This is a genomic window from Prevotella communis, assembly GCF_022024175.1.
Lineage (GTDB): Bacteria > Bacteroidota > Bacteroidia > Bacteroidales > Bacteroidaceae > Prevotella > Prevotella communis.
Map to the genome: position 1 here is coordinate 2,666,042 of NZ_CP091794.1, position 22,965 is coordinate 2,689,006.

Annotated in this window: 16 protein-coding genes; 6 read left to right on the forward strand and 10 right to left on the reverse strand. The window is 51.0% G+C overall.

Translation table 11 applies throughout. The features are described from left to right. Positions 1–156: 156 nt before the first annotated feature. Both L6466_RS10840 and L6466_RS10845 read left to right on the forward strand, forming a co-directional pair. Positions 157–618, forward strand: a complete 462-nt coding sequence (locus L6466_RS10840) for a DUF2975 domain-containing protein (RefSeq protein ID WP_237802904.1) — start codon at positions 157–159, stop codon at positions 616–618. A 7-nt stretch (positions 619–625) separates the two neighbouring features. After that, complete coding sequence (locus tag L6466_RS10845; protein ID WP_091815036.1) at positions 626–835, forward strand: helix-turn-helix domain-containing protein; 210 nt, start codon at positions 626–628, stop codon at positions 833–835. A 304-nt stretch (positions 836–1,139) separates the two neighbouring features. Here L6466_RS10845 and L6466_RS10850 read toward each other — a convergent pair whose 3' ends face one another. Next, positions 1,140–1,865: a DUF2461 domain-containing protein gene (locus L6466_RS10850; protein WP_237802902.1), complete on the reverse strand. Its 726-nt coding sequence runs from the start codon at positions 1,863–1,865 to the stop codon at positions 1,140–1,142. 100 nt (positions 1,866–1,965) lie between these two features. On the opposite strand from L6466_RS10850, the gene L6466_RS10855 reads away from it, so the two are divergent. Then, entirely contained in the window at positions 1,966–2,901 is a 936-nt protein-coding gene (locus tag L6466_RS10855) for a bile acid:sodium symporter family protein (RefSeq protein WP_237802900.1), read from the forward strand. A gap of 1 nt (position 2,902) precedes the next feature. After that, positions 2,903–3,628 carry an SDR family NAD(P)-dependent oxidoreductase gene (locus tag L6466_RS10860; protein WP_237802899.1) on the forward strand — a complete coding sequence of 242 codons (726 nt, stop codon included), beginning with the start codon at positions 2,903–2,905 and terminating at the stop codon, positions 3,626–3,628. 30 nt (positions 3,629–3,658) lie between these two features. Here the strand turns inward: L6466_RS10860 and L6466_RS10865 are convergent, their stop codons facing one another. The 8 genes from L6466_RS10865 to ruvA all read right to left on the reverse strand — a co-directional run bounded on the left by L6466_RS10865 (position 3,659) and on the right by ruvA (position 19,139). Then, positions 3,659–5,182, reverse strand: coding sequence for a carboxylesterase/lipase family protein (locus tag L6466_RS10865; protein ID WP_237812941.1), 1,524 nt, complete (start codon positions 5,180–5,182; stop codon positions 3,659–3,661). 251 nt (positions 5,183–5,433) lie between these two features. Next, the gene (locus L6466_RS10870) at positions 5,434–6,051 is read right to left on the reverse strand and encodes a LutC/YkgG family protein (protein ID WP_237802897.1); all 618 of its coding nucleotides are present in this window, start codon (positions 6,049–6,051) and stop codon (positions 5,434–5,436) included. Further along, positions 6,048–7,460: a lactate utilization protein B gene (locus tag L6466_RS10875; RefSeq protein WP_237812942.1), complete on the reverse strand. Its 1,413-nt coding sequence runs from the start codon at positions 7,458–7,460 to the stop codon at positions 6,048–6,050. The genes L6466_RS10870 and L6466_RS10875 overlap by 4 nt, the downstream gene beginning before the upstream one ends. A gap of 17 nt (positions 7,461–7,477) precedes the next feature. After that, on the reverse strand, positions 7,478–8,218 hold the full coding sequence (locus L6466_RS10880) for a (Fe-S)-binding protein (RefSeq protein WP_237812943.1): 741 nt from the start codon (positions 8,216–8,218) through the stop codon (positions 7,478–7,480). Between the two features lie 11 nt (positions 8,219–8,229). Beyond that, positions 8,230–9,666, reverse strand: coding sequence for an aldehyde dehydrogenase (gene aldA, locus L6466_RS10885; RefSeq protein WP_237812944.1), 1,437 nt, complete (start codon positions 9,664–9,666; stop codon positions 8,230–8,232). A gap of 159 nt (positions 9,667–9,825) precedes the next feature. Then, positions 9,826–10,878, reverse strand: coding sequence for an A/G-specific adenine glycosylase (mutY, locus tag L6466_RS10890; RefSeq protein WP_237812946.1), 1,053 nt, complete (start codon positions 10,876–10,878; stop codon positions 9,826–9,828). A gap of 37 nt (positions 10,879–10,915) precedes the next feature. Next, entirely contained in the window at positions 10,916–18,433 is a 7,518-nt protein-coding gene (gene sov / locus L6466_RS10895) for a T9SS outer membrane translocon Sov/SprA (protein WP_237813110.1), read from the reverse strand. Positions 18,434–18,536: 103 nt separating this feature from the next. Then, the gene (gene ruvA / locus L6466_RS10900; protein ID WP_091815066.1) at positions 18,537–19,139 is read right to left on the reverse strand and encodes a Holliday junction branch migration protein RuvA; all 603 of its coding nucleotides are present in this window, start codon (positions 19,137–19,139) and stop codon (positions 18,537–18,539) included. A 200-nt stretch (positions 19,140–19,339) separates the two neighbouring features. Here ruvA and L6466_RS10905 point away from each other — a divergent pair, with 200 nt between their 5' ends. Both L6466_RS10905 and L6466_RS10910 read left to right on the forward strand, forming a co-directional pair. Then, positions 19,340–20,239: a diaminopimelate dehydrogenase gene (locus L6466_RS10905; protein ID WP_091815070.1), complete on the forward strand. Its 900-nt coding sequence runs from the start codon at positions 19,340–19,342 to the stop codon at positions 20,237–20,239. A 107-nt stretch (positions 20,240–20,346) separates the two neighbouring features. Beyond that, on the forward strand, positions 20,347–21,774 hold the full coding sequence (locus L6466_RS10910) for a glycoside hydrolase family 28 protein (protein ID WP_237812948.1): 1,428 nt from the start codon (positions 20,347–20,349) through the stop codon (positions 21,772–21,774). Here L6466_RS10910 and L6466_RS10915 read toward each other — a convergent pair. After that, positions 21,752–22,963 (reverse strand): dihydrolipoyl dehydrogenase family protein, encoded by a 1,212-nt coding sequence (locus L6466_RS10915; protein WP_237812950.1) that lies wholly within the window; start codon positions 22,961–22,963, stop codon positions 21,752–21,754. The two genes, L6466_RS10910 and L6466_RS10915, sit on opposite strands and share 23 nt — an antisense overlap. Between the last annotated feature and the right edge of the window lie 2 nt (positions 22,964–22,965).

A 22,965-nucleotide genomic window follows, 5' to 3' on the forward strand; every position in this document is an offset into this window, starting at 1 on the left:
ATCAAAGAGGCCGATAAAAGGTGCGAATCTGTTTATAAACGTTAAATATATCGTTTTTCGATAAAGTTTTATCGTTTTTATTTGCGAGATATCTGAGAAATATATACTTTTGCATATCGAAAAACGATAAATGTATAAATTAAAACAATAAAAACAATGAAAACAAAACTCAATTTTTTCTGTATCGTGCTGCTGATTCTCATGATAGTAGGCATGGTGATGGCAGGTTTTGCAGGTGTCAACGATTTTAAACAAGGTTATGAAGACGGTATGAATGATTCTGGAACATCAGCCTATAGCATTATTGAAGGCTTAATCATCTTTGCCTGCTTTATTGTTTATATATATGCCTTTGCCTGCTATGTGCGCTTTATCCTCAACGTCAATCATGGTGAGGTGTTCACCTGGACAAATGTCGATTTACTTCGCACGGTGGGCTGGTGCATCGTTGTGACAACTACCGTGATGTGTACAGCCATGTCGTTCGACAGTATCAACCTGCTAGACACATGGAGTGATGCTATCAGTGTCATTACTGACGGAATCTTTATTCTGATTATGGCCGAGGCCTTCTCTATCGGTCTGAAGCTGAAGGAGGAACATGATTTAACGATTTAAAATGCCTATGGGAAAGATTATTGTAAACTTAGACGTGGAGATGGCCAAGCGCAAGATGTCACTAAGCGAGCTGGCCGAACGCGTGGGACTGACACTGGCCAACCTGTCGATCCTCAAAACGGGCAAGGCCAAGGCCGTACGTTTCTCCACCCTTGAGGCCATCTGTCACGAGTTAGGCTGCCAGCCTGGCGACATCCTGGAATATAGAGAAGAATAACCCATTTATCAACAACATAAAACCATTAATTATGATTACCATTACTTGCGCAGCTACAATCATTTGCCTTGGCATGCTGGCAGCATCTGTATGTGCTTAAGCAGGCACGAGACAGCACTTTGCCATACTACAGCCTGCTTCTAGCCTCGCTCGTGAGTGCTCCACGGAGCAGCCTAGGAGCAGCCTAGGAGCAGGCTAGAAGCAGAGTGATTGCTGCCTAAGAGCAGGCTAAAGATTTTTTAACAGTAAAGTTGCGAAGAAATTCTCTCGAGAATTTATCCCTAATTAAGTGATTTAGCAGTTGCTACTCATAATCATCGATGACAGCATTCATCATGTCCATCATGGGCTTGGCGGCAAGGAGCATGGGCTGCATGTCATCCAGCCACTGGTCGCCCTGGAAGAAGGTGTCGGGCACACGGTGCCAACAGCAGTAGTCCTTCTGGCGCAGGTACTCCACGTATTCCCAGTCGCGGGGGAAGCCGGAGGGGCAGGTCTTCAGGCGCTCAAGACCGAAGCCCTGAGGCTGGTCCCAGCTGGAGACGTCGGTGGGTGTCTTGAAACTGCCGGGCTCTGGATTGCCGTAGTATTTCAGGAACTCCGGACTGCGCACATAGCGAAGCCACTCGTCGATATTGCCCATAATCTCATTGCGACATGAGGTCAGAATATTAGTGGGCAACCAGTAGTTGCCACAGCACACCATGCAATGACCAGGCTCCAGATGCAGATAATAGCCGCCATGCAGCGCCTTCTTGCCATGAGCAGCGATATAAGCGCCAAGGTGGGTCTTATAAGGCGATTTATCGTTTGAGAAACGCGTATCGCGATAGAAACGATAGGTACAGTCCTTCACCGTGAGATGAGCCACCGAGGGGTCGAACGAGGCGATACGCACAATAGCCTGCTGCACACCCTGTTCGAAGTCGGCACGAATAGCATCGTACTCGTCTTTATGCGCCTGAAACCACTCACGACTATTATTAGCCGACAACTGCTTCAGATACTTCATTATACGTTTTGCATCCATAAATATAATTTTTTCGGCAAAGTTACGAAAAAACAACAAAAACACAAATGTTTTTCAGATTATTATCGTACTTTTGCATAAAGAATCAATGACATAGCAAATGAGACAGATTTGTGATTTCATAGCCCGATGGATGGGAGCCATGGTGGTGCTGGTGGCAGCCCTGGCGCTGATGGTGCCTACATCACTGGCGTGGATTGGCACGTGGGTCATCAACCCGATGCTGGGCATCATCATGTTTGGCATGGGACTGACACTCTCGCCACAGGACTTTAAGATAGTGCTGAGCCGGCCAAAGGATATACTGATAGGATGCCTGACACAGTTCACCGTGATGCCCCTGCTGGCACTGGGACTGACATGGGCCTTCGCCCTGCCCGAGGAACTGGCCATCGGCGTGATACTCGTGGGCTGTTGTCCAGGTGGCACGGCATCAAATGTTATCACCTATCTGGCTAAGGGCGATCTGGCACTGTCGGTGGGTATGACTGCAGCTTCCACGCTACTGGCCCCACTGCTCACACCTTTGCTGGTATGGGCACTGGCCGGCACCATGGTTGACGTAGATGCACTGGGCATGCTGATGAGCATTGTCTATGTAGTCATAGCGCCTATAGTCGGCGGACTGCTCTGTCAGCGTTTCATACCAAGAGTGACCAGACGTGTGACGCCCTATCTGCCCGCCTTCTCGTCGGTAATGATAGCGCTATTGGTTGGTATCATCGTGGCACACAATGCCGACAGGGTACTGACGGCTGGCTTGCTGGTGATGCTCATCGTGATGATTCATAATCTTCTGGGACTGGCCATCGGCTACACCGTGGGACGACTGCTGCACTTGCAGAAACCAAAGTGCGTGGCACTCAGCATTGAGGTGGGCATGCAAAATAGTGGACTGGCCTCATCGCTGGCTGTACTGCACTTTGCCGCCTATCCACTGGCCACCATCCCGGGCGCCGTATTCAGCGTATGGCATAACATCAGTGGTGCCCTCGTGGCCAAACTGTATTCATCCAATAGAACATCAGAACAATAAAATGAACAAGAAAGCTATTATCGTAGGAGCCAGCTCTGGCATAGGACAGGAAGTGGCCCGACTGCTGCTGGCCGATGGCTGGCATATTGGTGTGGCAGCACGCAGAGAGGAACCCCTGATGGCACTGAAAGCCACGGCACCAGAGCACGTGGAGGTGATGACCATTGACGTGACAAAAGAGGATGCTGGCGAACAACTGCTCATGCTGATAGAGCGACTTGGTGGCATGGACCTGTATTTCCATGCCTCGGGCATCGGCAAGCAAAACCGCACGCTGACAGAAGATATCGAACTGCGCACGATGGCTACCAATGCCGTGGGGTTTACCAGGATGATTGGCACAGCCTATCGCTATTTCGCAGAACGGGGCAATGGACATATTGCTGCCATCTCATCGATAGCAGGCACCAAGGGACTGGGACCCGCGCCTGCCTACTCAGCCACTAAGGCCTTGCAGGCCACTTATCTGCAGGCGCTGGAGCAGCAGGCTCGCCAACGCAAGTTGGACATCAGAATTACAGATATCCGCCCTGGGTTCGTGGATACAGCACTGCTGAATGATGACTTCCCCTACCCGCTGATGATGAAACCTGAGACGGTGGCAAAAGATATTGTGCAGAGCATCTACCGAAAGCGCCACGTAAGAATAATAGACTGGCGCTACAGAGTGCTCACAAAGGGTTGGCAACTGATTCCCCGCTGGTTGTGGCGAAGATTCAAGATATAAAAAAAGGAGCCCCGCGGCTCCTTTTTTTCATTATCTCCTAGATCCAAAGCCGAAGCCTTGCGCCTGAGGTGCTATCTCAGGCTCGCCATAGACGGAAGCCTCAGCATCCTTGTCGTTAAGTTTGAACACCATGAACTTAGGATTCTGGGCTGTACAAGGTTTCCAGGCACCACCCTTAGGTCCGTTGGGGTCGCTATACTTCACGAAGTTGGTCCAGGCGGTGAGCATCTTCTCAGACAAATCCCAGTCGCCCTTGGTCCAAGGACGCCAGCAATGCTTCAACGACTTGAACACAAACCAGAGGTCGCTGGAGTGGAAAGCACCCTTCAGGCGCTGGGTAACCTCAGGATGAGAACCGTCATCGGGCAGAGGACGGGCAAACTCATAGGCCCAGGCCTTGCCACCCTTCTCGGCACGTACCTTACAGAACTCAGCGATATTGGGAGCCATATTACCCATGTCGTTCAGGGTGAAGCCAATCATATAAGGCACATCGGCCAAGGTACCCTGGCGCGTGGCATCGTCGAAGCTCTTCTCGCTGACATAGCCGTCGATCATAGGCATGAAGGGCAGTCCGCGCATGAAGGGCATACCACCACCCTGCTGCTGTCCGTCGCTGTTCACCTGATAATAGAGCGTAGGTAGTGCGAAGACGGTCTCGGTAGAGGCAGCGCGCATCTTCTGTAGATCGGTGAGTCCAGCCCAATCGAACACCTTCTTGGCATTTGCCTCGGCATCGGCCACAGAACCGCCGCTATAGCGACCGCCCATCATGCCACCACCATTGGGGTTGGGGATACTGAGTCCCTGAGCACTCATGATAACAGCCTTATGGAACAGACCACGGGCCAGGGGCGACTCACAAAGCGTACGCACGCTGCCACCACCGGCACTCTGACCAAAGATTGTCACATTATTAGGGTCGCCACCAAACTGGGCAATATTCTTCTTAATCCATTTCAGAGCCTCAATCTGGTCGAGGATACCGTAGTTGCCGGATACATGATGAGGGTTCTCGGCAGCCAGCAGCGGATGCGTGAGGAAGCCAAACACGCCCAGACGGTAGTTGATCGTGACGAGCACCACATCCTTGGCACCCCACTCCTGTCCGTCGAACTCAGGTTCTGAACCAAAACCCTCACGATAGCCGCCACCATGAATCCACAGGGCAACGGGCAGTTTCTTGCCCACCTCACCAGGCGCCTTGGTCCATACGTTCAGATACAGACAGTCCTCACTGAAAGCGGCCTCCTTGCCATAGCCCCACTCCGTGTAGTAGCCACCTGTATACTGGATAGCCTGGTAACTGGGACGGCCGAAAGTGTCGCAGATCTTCACGCCCTTCCAGGGGAGCACGGGCTGAGGAGCCTTCCAACGGTTCTCGCGGATAGGAGGTGCAGCATAGGGGATGCCACGATAGACGAAGACCTCTGGATGATCGTCGGCCAGCACACCTTGTACCTTACCACCCTCAATGGATAACACAGGATTCTTGTCTGCTGCCTGGGCAGATACTGCTACGAGAAGCAGAAGAGGCAAAAACAGTTTTTTCATCATTGTAAGTTGTAATAATAAATAGTTAAGGGTTTGCTTATCGGATGCAAAATTAGAGAAAAAAATCTATTCACGCAACAGTAAGACAAAAAAAATGCGACTCCAGGAACGGAATCGCACTATCAGGTGTTTTTTTATTGAAGTATATTAATTTAAGGTAAGCCTTGTTGAGAATTTCACGTTGGCAAAGATAGGAGAAAATTTCTTTCCCTCCAAACTTTTTTGAACATTTTTTGTCCATTTACCCTAAATTATTTTCTGTTTACGAACACAACCGTTACAGCACGGGCAGCCTGGGCACCATAAACGAGTGCACCCTCGATATCAGCCGTCTTGCTGGGGCCACTGATAAAGGTACCAAACTGATAGTCAATGAAATAGTAGGACGACTGCTGGATGAGGTCATAGGCCTCGTGCATATTGTTCACAATATGACTATCATCGATAACGATGACCAGATGTTCGGATGCAAAGCAGATGGCACGCTCCTTCATGGTCTGCGGCACCCAGATGCAGGCATTCTCGGCCACACCGATGTCGCCCCGGACAATACCGACATCCACACGTTCCAGTTCCTGGGCACTGGCCACGGTGTCAGGGTTCAGCTGGGCATCGATGCCCATGATATTGGTGGCGATGACGGGACTGGCAGGCCATCCGCCCACCACACGGTCGCGAATCACCGCATTGAGGTCGTCGTCCTCGGAAATCTCAATCAGGCTGGCACCCGCGATGGTCGTGGTCTTTTTCTTGAACTCGGCCACAGGGTCGTCATAGGTGATGGGCTTCAACCGGGTAAGGTCGGGCATGTCGTACGTCTCGCGCGTATGATGGCGCAAGGCGGAAAGTATCTGTTGTTTACTGCTCATAATTTCTTCTCCTTCCATAATTGGTGGAACGACTTCGGGGGGAATTTCATCATGCGGTGCGCATAGGCCCAGGGATTCAGGCTGTTCTGCAACAAGGGACCAGGCAGCCAGTTGACCAGCGGCGAGAGGCGCAGGGCAGAGGTATAGACCTGCGGACGATTGAAGAGGAAGCTCATGCCCACGGACATATACTTCTTCATGGGGTCGGCCTTGCCCAGCGAGTCGAGCTGCTGTCGCCAGCGATAGACCTGTGCAGAGAGGTCGACCTTGGCCGGACAGACATTGTCGCAGGAGCAACAGAGGGAGCAGGCCGACACGTTATCGCTATAGCGGCGAGGGTCGCGCAACATGCCCAGGTTGATGCCGATAGGTCCAGGGATGAAATAGGTGTAGCTATAGCCTGCCGAACGGCGATAGACGGGACAGGTGTTCATGCAGGCACCACAGCGCATGCATTTCAGCGTCTGCCAGTGTTCCTGATTGGACAGGATACTGCTACGCCCGTTGTCCACCAGCACGATATGCATCTCGCCACCAGGACGGGGGCCACGGAAATGGGAGGTATAGACGGTGGTTTCCTGACCTGTGCCATTACGGGCCAGGAGGCGCTGGAACACACCCATCGCGGCATAGTTGGGCACGAGTTTCTCGATACCCATGGAGACGATATGCAACTTAGGGATAGAGGTCGACATATCAGCATTGCCCTCGTTGGTACACACCACCACATCACCCGTCTCGGCCACACCGAAATTAGCACCCGTCATGCCGGCATCGGCCTCCATGAACTGCTGGCGCAGGTGCATGCGGGCTACGTAGGTGAGGAACGTGGGGTCGTTCTCGTCGGCGATGGAATCGCCGCCCACACGACCAGCATAAGAGGCCGCTATCTCTTTGTAGTTGGGGATGAGGCGACGGAAGGTGGCACCGATATCCTCACGATGCACATGGAGGGCAGGCATCACGATATGACTGGGTGCCAGCTTCATCATCTGCAGGATACGCTCGCCCAGGTCGGTCTCGATGACCTCAATGCCACTGCGCTCCAGGTTCTCGTTGAGATGGCATTCCTCCGTGAGCATGCTCTTGCTCTTCACCACCTTTTTCACCTGGTGCTTCTGCAGGATATCCAGGACGATGGCATTATATTCCTGAGCATCCTTTGCCCAGTGCACATGGACGCCATTCTTCACGGCATTCTGCTCAAACTGTTCCAGATAGTCGGCCAGATGGGTGATGGTATGCTTCTTGATCTGACTGGCTGTCTCACGCAGGTCTTCCCACTCAGGAAGGTCCTGGGCCATACGGTCGCGCTTCTGGCGCACACCATAGAAGGTCTGGTCGTGATGCTTTGCTACGCGAGGTTTCTGCAGATAGGCCTCGGCAGCTTTTGAATGTTGGGTACTCATATTCAGGAGTCAAGGAGTTAAGACGTTAGACCGGAAGCTAGAATCTGGACGACATGGATAAAACGGATAGGCAGATGCTCTTTCTCGGCTATGCCCTGCATGTGCATCAGACAAGAGGAGTCGGGCCCCGTGACATACTGGGCCCCGGTGGCGAGATGACGGTTGACTTTGTCAATACCCATGCGGCGACTCACGGCCTGCTCCTCGACGGCAAACATACCACCGAAGCCGCAGCACTCGTCAGGACGCTCGGGCTCTACAATCTCAATGCCCCTGACCAGTTTCAGGAGGTCAATGATCTTATTATACCGGGGCTCATGGCGCTCGGAAGGTGACGAGAGTCCCAGTTCGCGCACGCCATGACAGGAGTTGTGCACGCTGACGCGATAAGGGAAACGGGCCTGCAGGTGGTCCACCTTCACCACATCGTGCAGGAACTCCACGATATCCATCGTCTTCCCTGCTGCCTCACACGTATGCCCTTTCAACAGATTGGGATGGAAACAACGCACATAGGCTGCGCAACTGGCCGACGGAGCCACCACATAGTCGTAGGGCGAGAACAGTTCATCAAATGTTTTGGCCAACGGCAGCGCCATGCCTTCAAAGCCAGCATTACCCATTGGTTGTCCACAACAGGTCTGGCGCTCCGGATAGTCAACATCCAATCCCAGACTCTTCAATAGTCGATATGTCGATACGCCCACCTCCGGGTAGAGCGCATCGACATAACAGGGAACGAATAGTCCTACTTTCATCCTATCATTAATTAGTCCCATGTATCTAGATAGGTGACATGGGTAACGAGGTACTCATCGACACCATGTTTGCCGTCGGCACCACCTATACCACTCTTCTTCATACCTGCATGGAAGCCCTGGATGGCCTCGAAATGCTCACGGTTAATATAGGTCTCGCCAAACTCAAGTTCGCGACAGGCCTTTACAGCTATATTCAGATCCTTAGTGAAGATGCTGGAAGCCAGACCGTATTCGCAGTCATTGGCCATAGCGATGACTTCGTCGAGGGTTTCAAATTCCACCAACGGAATCACAGGACCGAAGGTCTCCTCATGGATGATATCCATATCCTGACGACAGTTGTCGAGCACCGTAGCAGCATAGAAATAGCCCTTGGTGCCTACACGATGGCCACCACAGAGCAGTTTGGCACCCTGACTGATGGCACGCTCTACTTTCTCCGTCACGCTCTCAAGAGCACGCTGTTCTACCAACGGGCCCATATCAACACTCTCGTCGGCACAGGGGTCACCCACCTTCACAGCCTGCATCTTCTTCACCAGTATCTCCGTGAAGGCAGCCTTCACCTCTTTCTGTACATAGACGCGCTCTGCATTGTTACAGATCTGTCCGTTGTTACCAATACGACTGTCGACAATCCACTGGGCAGCACGCTCCAGGTCGGCATCCTTCATCACGATAGCGGGCGCCTTGCCACCCAGTTCCAGACTTACCTTTGTGATATTCTTTGACGCTGCAGCCATGATACTCTCGCCGGCACCTACAGAACCCGTCACGCTGACAATGTCGATCTTGGGTGAACCGGCCATCTCGTTGCCAATGACGGAACCCTTACCCGTTACGATATTGATGACGCCTGCGGGCAGACCTGTCTCGGCCACCACCTTGGCAAACTCCGTACAGTTCTCGGGCGTGAGCTGTGAGGGCTTTATCACGATAGTACATCCTGCAATCAAAGCGGCACCAGCCTTACGGGCAATCAGGAAGAATGGGAAGTTCCATGGTAGGATACCGGCTACGACACCGATAGGCTTCTTAGTGAGCAGGATGGTCTCGTTAGGACGGTCGGAAGGGATAATCTCACCCTCGATATGACGGGCAAAGGTGGCCATATACTCAAAATAGGCAATGGTAGCACCAACCTCGATAGCAGCCCAGTTGCGGGTCTTACCCTGCTCGCGCATAATAATCTCCGTAAATTCCTTCTCGCGTTTTTTGATTCCTTCAGCCATCTTCAGCAGATAACCGGCTCGCTCAATGGCAGGTGTCTTGGCCCACGCTTTCTGAGCTGCACGGGCAGCATCAAGCGCACGGTTCACATCCTCAATGGTACCTTCCGGCTGACGGGAGATAACTTCCTCAGTTGAAGGGTTTAACACATTGATCCACTTGCCGTTCGAACTCTCACAGAACTGGCCGTTGATGTACATCTGTAAGTCTTTCATACATGTATTGGTTTTTAGTAAATGAATAATAGTAGATTGTTTTATTGGATGCTGCAAAGATAGCAAAAGTATTTATATTGGCAACAAAAATATTTCTTTTTTTTTAGTTTAATCGCAAAAAATGCGGCATCTACATCAAAAACAAGAAGAAAGTGATGATCAAAGAGTAAGAGAGTCTAACAATATCTCTATCAGGCGGGGCTTGGCATAATCGTCGAGCTCCGCTTCTTTTATCCAGAAATAGTCCTCAGGGAGCTGGGGGCGCTCTGCCGGTTCCCACAGGTAGAAGTCGGTCCAGAGGATACGATGGGTGAGGACATGCTTGACGTTCTTCTTTATCAACTGAGCGCTCGACCTTTGGTCGCTTGCTACCGGAGGGACGCAAGAATTGAGAACTGAGAACTCTCCGTTCTCAATTAATAACGGTTCGTACAGTCCCTGCCAGATATCCCCCTCACCACGGCGATGGATAGCCGTCTCACCCTGATAGCGTATATAGACATAAGTGAGCCGGCGTTCCTGCACCTTCAGCGTCTTGAGTTTTACGGGAAGCTCAGCTACCCTACCCTTACGGAATGCCACGCACGACTCCATCAACGGACAGTTCATGCAATCAGGACTGGCAGGGGTGCACTGGATAGCGCCAAAGTCCATGATGGCCTGGTTGTAAAGACCCGCCCCCATCCCCTTCTTATCAAGGGCGGGGAGTAGTAAGTCCTGAGCCAGCAGGGCAAATTCCTTTTTGCCCTCTGTGGAGTTGATGGGTGTGCTGATGCCAAAGTGGCGACTCAGAACACGATAGACATTACCATCGACAACTGCAGCAGGCAGGTCGAAAGCAATACTTCCGATGGCAGCAGCGGTATAGTCGCCAACGCCTTTCAAGCCTTTGATACCTTCTATCGTCGTGGGGAAGCCACCAAGCGCCACAATCTGTTTGGCGGCAAAATGCAAATTGCGGGCACGGGAATAATAACCCAGTCCCTGCCATTCACGCAGCACCTCGTCCTCGCTGGCCTCAGCCAGTTGCTCCACGGTAGGCCAACGGCGCATGAAACGCTCCCAGTAAGCCCATCCCTGTTTGACCTGCGTCTGCTGGAGAATAATCTCTGACAGCCAGATGGCATAAGGGTCTTTGGTTTGTCGCCAGGGCAAATCCCGCCCATTCTCACGAAACCAATGCAATAATGTCAGCGCAAAATCATTCGTCATAACTCCTTAACTTCTTAACTCCTTTACTCCTCAGGATTCATCGTGTCAATGAGAATTTCAGGGAGACGCCAAAGTCCTGCGTCGTGGTAGGATAACTGCTGCTTGAGAGCAGAGGCGTGTTGGTCTGACGGTCATAATAAGCCGTGAGTGTCAGCATGCGCGACAAGGTATAGTCGGCCTGAAGCGAAATCTTCAAGGCACTGTTACCACTGCTGGCAGATGATACGCCTGAGGCGATATCACGGGTGATGGCAGCCTGACGACGGAAAGAGACATCAAGACGGGTGTTCAGATCGTGGTTGATACCCTTCTTGCTCGTGGTCTGCGTCTTGGAACTGTTGTTCTTGTTATCATCATTCCTGCCCTTGCCACCCGATGCCTTGCGACTGCTGCCTGAGCCACTGCCAAAGAGGTTGAAGTTGCTGATCTTATAGCCCATGCCAATCACCCAGTCCTTAGACTGCGACTCGTTGATCTGCACGCTGGTCATAGAGAGGTTGAGCACACGGGTAGTACGATATTCCACCTTACACGTCAGGTTGTTGTTGAACGTCATATCAACGCCCAACAGCGGTGAGAAGGCCTCGTTGATGCTCACCGTAGAGATATTATAGCGTGAAGAGGGCGTCAAAGAGCCATCGGCAGCCTTTACATAACCGAGGTCGCCCATATACTCCATCCAAGAACTGTATGAGGCATAGGAACCTACGGAATAGACACTCTTATACGAGTGGTTCAGGTTGACGCTCTTGAAATGATCGCGTATCCAGGGCAACTTAGCCAGTCCGCCATAACGGATGGACCAGTTGGGCAACAGGCGCGTGAGTACGGGGAAGATGTCGAGCGAGCCACCAGCACCCATGGTATAGGTATCGAGGAAGGCAGGTATCAGCACGTCGGCACCATAGGCATTCACAGGGTTGGCATCCTGAACAGAAGAGCCCTCATACTGTGCCTGTACACGATCACGGAAGGCATTTACCTTGCCGCAGAACTCGTTAAACGACGGACTGTTATAGCCATTGTTGGCATCGCCCATACCCTCGAGTGCACTGCGCAAGGAGATCGTGGTCATGGTGAAACTGCCACTATAGGTGGTGGGTGAACCCTCATACATGAACTGCACGCTGCGCGACTTGGTAGCAGTACGGGTGGCCGAGAGGTCTATCTTCAGGTCGCGCACAGGTTCCAGGGTGGCACGCAACTGCAGATCCTCTGTTGCCGAGGTATTGGCAGGAGTAGCCACATCGTCACTGCAAAGCAACCATCCGTTGTTACGGGCCGTCTCAATATACTCGTCGCCAGTAAGACCGAAAGCGAAACCAAGACCAGGAGCCATCACACTACCAGTACGTTGTCCGAAGGCATCGCCTACGTTGGGGATAAAGCCCGGCAGCGTCATAGAATACTGATGACGGTAACTGAGATTCACCGTACGGATCATCGTCAGGATATGGGCGGCATGCTGGGCCGAGTTATACCACCATTCCTTCTCAAGGGGTTCCTTGGGAGTGACAGAGATCTTTATCTGCAGCGAGTCAGGTCCCCATACCTTAATCTTATTCTCATCAACGGTCTTCCACTTCACGTCGACCTTACGGCCATCCTTATTGCGGGCAGACACCATCAGGCGCTTGGACTTCTTGCCATGCTGTACCACAATCTGACTGTCGGGTATCAGCGTGATCTCCTTCTGGAAGGTGTTCTTGTTCTTTGGAAGGGCTTTCTCGTCCTTGGTCTGTTCCTTGGCACCATCCTTCGTATCACCGCCCTTTACCTTTGTATCAGCCTTCTTCACCGTCTTGGACTTTCCTGCAGGTTTGGCAGGCTGTTTCTTGAAGCGCTCGTTGGTCTTCTTCAGGAAGGGGATATGGTTATAGAGCGTCTCCATATTGAGCGACCCGTTGATATTCAGATTACGGTTATTAGAAATGGTATTACCAAGAGAGGTACCATCCTCCATATCAGTACCACGCAACCATGAATAGCTGGACTTAAACGAGGCATCAGCCTTCACCCAATCAAAGATAGGCAGTTTATCGATAGGCAACTGGTATGACAAGGAGAACGACTGCTGATAGTCGAGGGGCACACCCCAGTTCTTGATACTGGTCCATACAGAATCTTTCCAAGCCGAATAGCGATCCGGATAAAGATCTTGATTCACCGGTGTATAGGGTTCCTCAATCTCGGCATGGGTAGCACTCTGGAAAGTCATGTGCAGATTCTTGGTGAAGTCCCAGCGCAGCGAGAAGTCACGGTTCCACAGGAACTGCTGACTGAACGTCAGGGGCAGGTTAGGATTCTCGGTATTCTCGAGGTCGCGCTCCTGCAACTCACTATACATACGCACCATCTCGGAATTGAACGAGATATTCTGGGGCAGATAGTTGAAGCCAAGTGCCTTGGGGAAATTCATCCACTTGGACTTACTCTTGGAATTCTTAAACGGCTCCCATGTCTTGAATACAGGCGTATAAGAATAGTTGATAGAGCCACGCCACTGGTCTTCATTCTCATAAACAGTAGTCTCGCCCGTGGTGTTACGGTGAGAGTGTGAATAAGAGAATGAGAAGTTGGCAGGGTCGATAGGCAACGGATGACGCTTGTTCTTGATATCCACACGCACATTACTCAAGGAGAAATTGCGGTTGATATGCTTGGTTACGGCAATAGACTCAATAGAATCGCGCTCACGCTGACTGCCAGCCGACTCCAGGGCATCATCAAGTTCCATATCAGAATCCAGCGGATTATACTTCGGACTGATAATCTCCTTAGAATAAGAGTAATAAAGTGGTGCAGAGACCTTGGCTTTTTCAGGAAATAGTTTGCCGAGATCAACATTGGCCGTAACAGTGTATGATTTCTGCGTATCGGTAGAACGCTGCAAGATTGTCTCTTCAAGACCACCGAAGCCATCAGTAACATAACGGCCTGTCATGTTCACACTACCTAAATCGGACAATTGTACATTGAGCGCACCAGAGGCAGCCCAGCCACCTTCGTTATTGGTCTCACGCAGACGCATCTCGTTAACCCATACCTCACCCGACTTCATGCCGGAGCTAAGGTTGCGCACACCGATAATCATGGTCTTCACCTCGGCCAATGAGGGGTTACCCACCACGCTCACCTTATTATTAGGCTTAGCGGGATCATACTCTGAATAGACCTGCGTATAGCTGGCCAGTCCTGCGGCCTTTGCCTTATTACGGTTTTTCTTCAGCGCGGTGAAGATGCTCATATCGATATCGAGCATATTTTCCTCCGGCCATACCTTGGCACGGTCACTGGGCACATTCCAGCGGTAATGGCCCTGCGGGGTGAGCTTCAGGGGAATGAGGTATTCGTAATAGTTGTTCTTATAGTCGGAACCCAGACGGATGAACACTGCCAACTGGTTGTCCTCCAGCTGCGTGCTGTTGGGCACCAGGTGGTTGGCATGGACAAACATCTGCAGGCGCTTATACTGGCGCAGGTTCAGATTGGTATTCTTATACACAGCCTTCGACTCGCCCTGCGACAGGTTCTTCACGGTGAGACAGAGCGCCTGCTCATTATTCTCTGTAAGCTGGGGCTGACCGGGGTCAGTGACACGGGTAATGCCCGGAGGCAGCACATAGGCCACAGGCTGACGGTCCGTATTCTCCTCCACGTTGACAGCACTCATCTCCAACAGACCCGTCTCGGCACCTGCTGATGTCTGCAGGTTCTGCTTATAGCGTCGCCATTCACCACGTACGAGGTCCAGAGAACCGAAACGCAACACGATAGGTTCCTCAAAGCCAGTGAGGAACATACGCATGAAGCGGATGCTGGTGAAGTCGTTGATGGAGCCAATCTTTGAGTCGTATTCCGTCAGGGGCACACGGTACTGGTACCAACGTACGGTAATAGAGTCGCCATTACGCAGCTTGGCCTTGTAGTCACGGTGGTCTACGATATGAGAGCCCTCGGGATTAGCCCCACGGTTGTAGGCCTGCAGTTCATCATCACTGATAGGAATACGATACTGATAATAGCGCTCGTACTCGTTGAGAGTATAATCCTGATTGATATCCTCTACATCGGGTCCCGTCTTGTAAGAGGTATCGTAACCCTCTGTCTGGTTATCACTGGCAGGAGAGTTTCCCTGAGGATTATTGATACGCTTATAGCGATCCATGATACTGGTCTTCGCAGCATCAAAGTCGGAACCACGGTAATAATGATAGTTGTCGCCGGCAGGGTCTTGTCGCCAAGCCTGAAGCAAGGAATCATTATGTACCACATTACCGACATTATTCAACCAGTCAGCATATGCGCCATAGGTTCGTTCTTCTTCATCTGTCAAACCATTGAGACCCACATCCTGCTTCTGGCGGGAGCCGCTGGTGGTAGCGAAGGCGTAGGTCTGCGTAGCCTGCACGGGAATCTTACCCCACTGGGTTGTCTCAAACGATGAGGTGCCATCAACCGGCATACCACTCTCGTAGAACTTCTTGCCATCACGCAGCACATCCTCGCCCACCTCACCAAGGTTGATATACAACTCACCACTATGTTTGCTGGCAGTACCTTCCTGACGGGTATAGATGAAGGGATCGAGCAGCCAGAACTCTACATATTCTATATTAGACTGTTCGAAGTCGGTAGTCTCCAGCTTACGCATCATACCACCCCAGCGCTGGGCTGGATTACGGAGCGTACCGTCGCTATTGTAGTCAAGCGTCAGGTTGTAAGGACCACGTTCCTGCGGGTAATAAGCCAGGTTCAGGACGGGCAATGTAGACACGGCACCGTTATAGGTACTCTGGTCACGGTTAGGATAGAGTTCCTTCACATAGACCTCACGCACATAGTGGTTGGACAACTGGTCCAGGTCGTTCTTGATATGCGCAGGTGTCAGACTGGATGAGCGGCGGGTAAAGATGGGATCTACGGTATACCACGCGAGCAAGGCACGGCCGTAGCCACTGCTCACCGTTGTCTTGTCATTGTGGTTGGCAAACATCGTAGGCACACTTGAAAGTACCCACTCCTTGGGGTCGCTCACATCACGCAGGTCCTTGGTATTCTCAAAGTCATCAATATACGAGGCATTATCCTGCGTACCACTGGCATTGCCGGCAATGAGTTGGGCAAACTCACCCGTAAAAGTAATCTGGGAAGGTTGGGTCACATGAATCAGAGGCAGACGGTTCAACATATTCGTCAACCATTGCGACTCCTGTTTCCAGTTGATATTCAAGCCCCAGATGGTGTTGTTCAGAGGTTCGTCACCCATGGTCACCTTCGTGGTCAGCGCCTGTTCATTGAGGTGCATCAGTGTACCGCCAAGTGAGAAATTCTTCGTGAAGTCGTATTGCCAGTTCAGTCCCAGCATGGTCTTTCGCTGCATGCCATAGCTGGTATTATCCTCCAGCGATACGCTGACATTGGTGCCTGCGTCGATGATACTCTGGTTCAGGATGGTAACCTCACCCAGGGAATAGTCCACACTATAGTCGGAACCCTCCTGCAGCTCCACGCCACCGGCAACAACCTTCACAGAACCCTGGGGCACGTTATAGGCACCCAGCGAGATGACATTGGCGGCAGTACCCTTATACTGACCCGTCATGATGAACTTGTCCTTCTCGGCATTCTGTTTGGCTACGGTCTTCGTAGAGTCATAAAGCTGGTCGAAGCAATAGGTATCTGCCAGATTTGCCACACCTTTCTGACTCAGGTAGTTACGCAGATACTCACCAAAGGGCTCTGCTGCAGGCAAGAACACACGACCATTATTAATGGTATAGCCCTGAACAAAGTCGAACTGGCCATTGGCATGTGGTTTCATATTAGCATCCAAACGGTCCAGTCCCATTACTTTCAGCAACGTGGTGCTCTTTAACGACTCTTCTGGGAGGTACGACAGATAGGTACCTGTGGTGTCACTCTGGTATTTGATGTCCAAGCGGAACTTCTCTTTCTCGACTGTCGATGCCAGATAATACACGTTTTTCATCATCAGGCGCCAGTTGGGCTGTGAGGGGGTATTCGATGTATTCTTCAAAGCCTTCACAAACAGGCACTTGTCGGTCTGCGTCATATCCGTAGAGAACTCACCCACCTGATAGGTCTGACCACCATAGGTATACTCATAAGCCACAGCCAGCACCTGGTCGGTCTGGAGGCCCGACTTCAACGAGATATAGCCAAGGGCTGTGTTCACCGTATATTCACTGGAACTCAACAGGCGGGCACTCGACAGTTTTTCATAGTCCACGCCACCCGTTATGCCACTCATCGACTCCAAGCGCACGGTGACCTGATCGATGGTACGTGATGCAGAGTCTATCCGCTGCACCAGCGAAGAATAGATATCATTGGCCTGGTTGCTGGGAACTGGCATGCCCGTGGTATTCCATACCGGATTCGTCAGATAGGTATTCTCACCCAGTTCGCCAAAGGCCACGATATTACGGGAGTTGGACGTGGTACCCGACTTATTCGTAATCCACACCTCCACACGGTTGATCTTCACACCTGTGGTGAGGTTGGGCAAGGTAGACATCGCCTTATCGTAAATCAGGCGGAAGAAATGAGAGAGGAAGAAGTGGCGGTTCTCTTCATAATCAGCCACATCAATCTCGAACGGAGTGGTCTGTGTGCCACCTTTGCTGGAAACACTCTTCGATGTTGATTTTTTCTGTGAGATGACCGTCTGCAGTTTCAACTTACCAAACTGCAAGTCGGTACGTACACCGAAGAGGGCCGACGCGCCATGTACCAGCGAGTTATTGGAGGGGAAGCTGACATTACCAGCCTCAACCAGTTTGATAATCTCGTCTTCCTTGCCGTCGTATTTCAGTTTCAGGTTCTTCGTATCAAAGTCAAAGGTAGCATCGGTGTTGTAGTTCAGGTTCATATTCACCTTGTCACCCACCTTTCCGTTGACACTCAGATTCACCTTCTCATCAAAGTCGAATGATGTAGTTTTCCTGTTACGGATAGGCAACGAGGGGTTGTCAATATCCTTCAGCGTGGCACCAATCTTCAGTTCGGCCGTACCCTGCGTCTTCACACGCACGCCACCAGGACCGAAAATCTTCTCTGCAGGTCCTAAATCGAAATGCATATCAGAGAAGTCGAACTTATCCTTTCCCTGAGACTTCGCATTCTCTGCATCCTTCACACGGAAGAACTGCTGACGGGCCTTTCGTTCGCTCCAGCGCATATACTCCTCAGGTGTCATCACAATAGGTGCATTCAGATAGGAGTCACCCATCTTGGAACCTATCACATAAAGATTCAGGGAGTCATTATATTCCACCTGCTGCTTCACATTCTCAGGCATACGCAGGTCAAGGGCACTGGAATCCAGGTCTGCCGTAAGTACAGGAGCCGTCTTCTGTATCTTCCAGCGCGAATGCACTAATGAGTCGGGGATGCTCTCATCCTCGACCGTCAGGGCCTTTGGCTGTGCTTTCGGCTGTACCTTTGGCGCGTTCTTTTTATCCTTATCGTCATCGTCTTGCTGCGGAATAGCGGCAAAAGCCACAATGCCCAGAATCAGCAACGACAACATATATACTAGTCGTTTCAACGCTATTCTATAGAATCTTGTTCGTTAAAATAACGCAAAACAGGCGCAGATATTGCATCTACGCCCGTTTTTACCATATAAATAGTTATTTTATCTGCTTCAAAGCCAACTTCACCACCTGTTCTACAGGTAATGCGGGCTGGTCTTGCAGTATCTGCACCACGACCTTTTGCGTCGGAGCAGGGGCAAATCCCAGCATAGTAAGAGCAGCAACGGCCTCATCACGTACGGCATTATTAACGGGAGCAGAGACACTGCCGCCTGCAGGAATCTCCTCGGCAATACCCAGGGCCACAATCTTGTCACGCAAATCAACGATGATACGCTGGGCCGTCATCTTACCAATACCCTTGATGCCCTGAATCAGTTTGGCATTACCCGTGGAGATGGCAGAACAGAGTTCGCTGACACTCATGCCCGAGAGCATCATCCGGGCCGTATTGGCACCAACGCCACTCACCGTAATCAGCAGTTCAAACATCTCACGTTCCTTCTTATTATAGAAGCCATAAAGCACATAGGCATCCTCGCGTATGGCCTCATAGACATAGAGCTTCACTTCCTTCTTACCCTGACAGGCACTATAGGTAGTAAGCGAGATATTCAGTCCGTAGCCCACGCCTGCGGCCTCAACGGTAGCCATGGCAGGAGTCAGGTCGGTCAGTTCGCCTTTAATATATTCTATCATAACTTTCAATTTTTTATATATACATCCTCTAAAACGATTAAAGTTGACAAATTATTGTATTTCGAGGGCATAAACTTGCGAATTATCACAAAATGACAGTTTCAAGATAATTTTTCCGTCAAAATGTAATGCATTTAAGATAAAAAGCATTACTTTTGCCGCCGCAAACAATTAATGGGACAAATAATTACATTATAAAAATGAAGAAAATCAGAGCAGCCGTCGTTGGTTACGGCAACATTGGAAAGTATGCACTCGAGGCGCTGGAAACAGCACCCGATTTCGAGGTAGCAGGTATCGTACGCCGTCAGGGTGCCGAGAACAAGCCTGCCGAACTGGCTCAGTATGAGGTTGTAAAGGATATCAAGGAACTGAAGGACGTTGACGTAGCTATCCTGGCTACCCCTACCCGCTCATGCGAGGAATACGCCAAGCAGATTCTGCCATTGGGTATCAATACCGTTGACTCATTCGATATCCACGGACTGATTCGTGACTATCGCCGTACATTGATGGATCTGAACAAGAAAACCAATACCGTCAGCGTGATTGCCGCTGGTTGGGATCCAGGTTCAGACTCAATCGTCCGCACACTGATGCAGAGTCTGGCTCCCAAGGGATTGAGCTATACAAACTTCGGTCCTGGTATGTCAATGGGACACTCTGTATGCGTCCGTTCCAAGGCAGGTGTCAAGAATGCTCTGTCAATGACCATTCCCTTGGGCGAGGGTATCCACCGCCGCATGGTATATGTAGAACTTGAGGATGGTGCCAAGTTGGAAGAGGTAACCGCAGCCATCAAGGCCGATCCCTATTTCGCCAGCGATGAGACTCACGTATTCCAGGTAGAGAGCGTTGACGACGTACGCGACATGGGCCATGGTGTCAACCTCGTACGCAAAGGTGTATCTGGCAAGACCCAGAACCAGCGTCTGGAATTCAACATGTCAATCAACAACCCCGCCCTCACCGGTCAGGTATTGGTTAACGTAGCCCGCGCCTCTATGCGTCTGCAGCCCGGTTGCTACACCATGATTGAGATTCCTGTTATCGACATGCTGCCTGGCGACCGTGAGGACCTGATCAGCCACCTGGTATAAGAAAAGTACACACTTTTTAATTCCAAATACTTTAAAATCTGATAATTCCTAATGAGTTATCAGATTTTTTTGTATTTTTGCGGCATCATTACTAATTATAACAAAACATGAAACAAAAACTAACCACTACGATTCTTGGATTATTGTTGTCTACAATAGTCCTATATGCCCAGGCTAACCACTACGAACAGTATTACAAGAACCTGCCCACAACAGTAAAGGCAGTAGAGCGCATCACCATCCCTGCCAATGAAGTCAACCTGACAGAAGTCGGTGGCGTGGGCGACGGTGTCACCCTCTGTACTGAGGCTTTCGAGAAAGGAATCTCCAAATTGTCAAAGATGGGCGGCGGACGCCTCATCATCCCACAAGGCGTATGGCTCACCGGTCCTATTGCACTGAAGGACAACATTGAGTTGCATCTGGAAAAGAATGCACTGGTAGTATTCTCACCAGACAAATCACTATACGTTGACAAAAAATCACCTGCGAGTCGCGTGAATCCCTGTATCCGCGCCTCCAAGCGCACCAATATAGCCATTACGGGCAAAGGAACGCTTGATGGCAACGGACAGCAATGGCGCCCGGTGAAACGAGGAAAGATGAGCGACGTAGAATGGAATATGTACAAGGACATGGGAGGACAGATTACAGAGAAAGGCGATCTGTGGTATCCCTGGCAGATGAAGAACGGCTATGCAGACATTGCCGACAGTCCCATGAAGCAGGAAGGCATGCGCAATGACCTGATAAGACTGACAGACTGCAAGAATGTGCTCATAGAGGGAGTCACCATCCAAAACTCACCTCGTTTTCACTTGCATCCCTGTTACTGTGAGAACGTGATTATCGACGGCGTCAACGTACGTTCGGAATGGAACGTCCAGAATGGTGACGGCATAGACCTCTCTGATTGTCATCTGGCCCTGATTGTCAACTCTACGGTGAGCGTGGGTGACGACGGTATCTGCATGAAAAGCAGCAAGCCGTCATCAAGTCATGCCATCAGCGGTTGCGAGGACATCGTGATACAAGACAACACGGTGAACCACGCCCATGGCGGATTTGTCCTGGGTAGCGAAACAGCTGCAGGCATACGTCGTATCGTGGTTCGTCACAACACGTTCAGTGGTACCGACGTAGGCCTTCGATTCAAAAGCGGACTGGGTCGTGGCGGAAAGACAGAAGCACTATACATCAGCGATGTCATGATGAATGACATTGCGTCAGAGGCCATCATCTTCCAATGTGACTACGTGAACCGTTACGCAGGCGACGACGGTAAGGCTCCCGTATTCACGGAGGCAGAGAAGAAATGGGCACCCCATTTTCAGGATATCCATATCAGCAACGTCGTATGCCGAGGTTGTAAGACCGGCATCAAGGCCAGTGGTATTGAAGGCCTTGACTGCGTCAATGATATCACTATCAAGGACTGCTCAATCGTTTACAATAAGGAAGCAAAAAACATTGACGAGCCGACTGCACGTCTGACGCTCGTCAATGTAAAGTTTACTGAGAGCAGGCTTCACTGAGAATCTCACCCAGTGTAGGATGAATGTGTACCATGTCGCGCAACTGTGCGACCGTGGTATCGCGACACATCAGGGAACTGACTTCCTGAATGATATCAGCACTGTGGGCACCATAGGCATGACAGCCAAGGATACGACCGGACCCGGGCTCTGAGAAGAGTTTCAGCATACCCTCCGTCTCGTTCATTGTCAATGCCTTTCCATTGGCACGCCAGAAGGCCTTGCGACATTCGTATGCAAGACCTTTTTCCTTGAGTATATCCTCTGTTGGACCTACGCAGGCCGCCTCGGGTGTTGTAAAGATTGCTGCCGGCATGATATCAAAGCGGATAGCATCCTCTTTACCCAGAATATGGTTCACGGCATGCACAGCCTGCATCTCTGCCGCATGGGCCAGCATCTGCTTACCATTCACGTCACCAATGGCATAGATGCCTTTCTTCGTTGTCTCAAAGTTTTCATCCACCTTGATGCCCGTACGCTCATCATACTCAATGCCAGCATTGGCGAAGTCGGCCTGTACACGAGGTTTCCTGCCCGTAGCCATCAGGACTACATCAGCATCGATATCTGCGATATTCTCTACGGCAGTCTTCATCTTGAAGGTAATACCCTGCCTTTCTAAATACTTACGCAGACGCTTGGCTATATCGCTGTCAAGAGCAGGCAGACACTCCTTCAGGAACTCAATCACGGTCACCTCGGTACCAAAGCGATTGAACACCGATGCAAACTCCATACCGATAACCCCAGCACCGATAATCGCCAAACGCTTGGGGAAAGTATCCAGATTCAGCAGCCCCGTAGAGTCAACCACACGAGGGTCTGTATCCGCACCTTTTATCGGTAGCCATTTTGTCTCCGAGCCAGTTGCAATAATCACGTTCTTCGCCTGGATATCCAAGGGGAACACAGCCTTTTCACGAACCAGCGTGATATTAGGATGAGAGAGGATAGTCTCCACCCCACTGCGCAACTGGCTCACCACCTGCGGCATACGCTCACGAGCCTGTGTGAAGGTTGTACTGTGAACATAGGCCTTCGTAGGAATACATCCCACATTCAGGCACGTACCACCCACAGCATCACCTTCATAGATGACCACATTCAAGCCCTGTTTCGCCGCATATTCTGCTGCACGATAACCACCAGGGCCCGCGCCGATGATAATCAAATCGCACTCTTTCATTT